Annotated in this window: 1 pseudogene; it reads right to left on the bottom strand. The window is 33.9% G+C overall.

The window, feature by feature from the left end:
* A pseudogene (locus FC55_RS09655) lies at positions 1-330 on the bottom strand (RNA-guided endonuclease TnpB family protein); the annotation flags it as partial.
* Between the last annotated feature and the right edge of the window lie 163 nt (positions 331-493).

Below are 493 nucleotides of genomic sequence, written 5' to 3' on the forward strand. Positions count from 1 at the left end.
ATCACGTACTTCACGGTACCACTCACCAGTATTTTGGTCTTGATATTTATAAGGTCTACGTGCCATTTGAGTTTTGACAGTTTTATAGCGTGCAATAACAGTTCTAATTACAGATTGAGCCATTTGTGATTTAAGACTAAATAGATTGCGCAACTTAGTATATAGTTCTTTATTTAATCTACTTTGTTTCATATCAAAATCATGATTAAAAATGTATTCAGATACATAATTACATGCTTGACGGTATTGTTCCATTGTTTTAGAAAAACTCCAAGCTATTTCAGAGTTAGAAATCTTTAGTTTAGTCTTGATTGTAACTTGCATTTCCATTAGGTTCACCTCACTTTCTTCACTAACTATTATAACATAAATAGTTAGTGAAATATACCAAAGAGGAGGCAAGGGTAAAAAAGCAAGCTCTAACGAGCTTACAAGTGAGGGCTATCCCTCCAGTGGTTAAAACCACTGGTATCTCGCCCACTATGTCAATGAA

Origin of the sequence: Ligilactobacillus salivarius DSM 20555 = ATCC 11741, assembly GCF_001435955.1 — a bacterium.
In the GTDB taxonomy this organism is placed as follows: domain Bacteria; phylum Bacillota; class Bacilli; order Lactobacillales; family Lactobacillaceae; genus Ligilactobacillus; species Ligilactobacillus salivarius.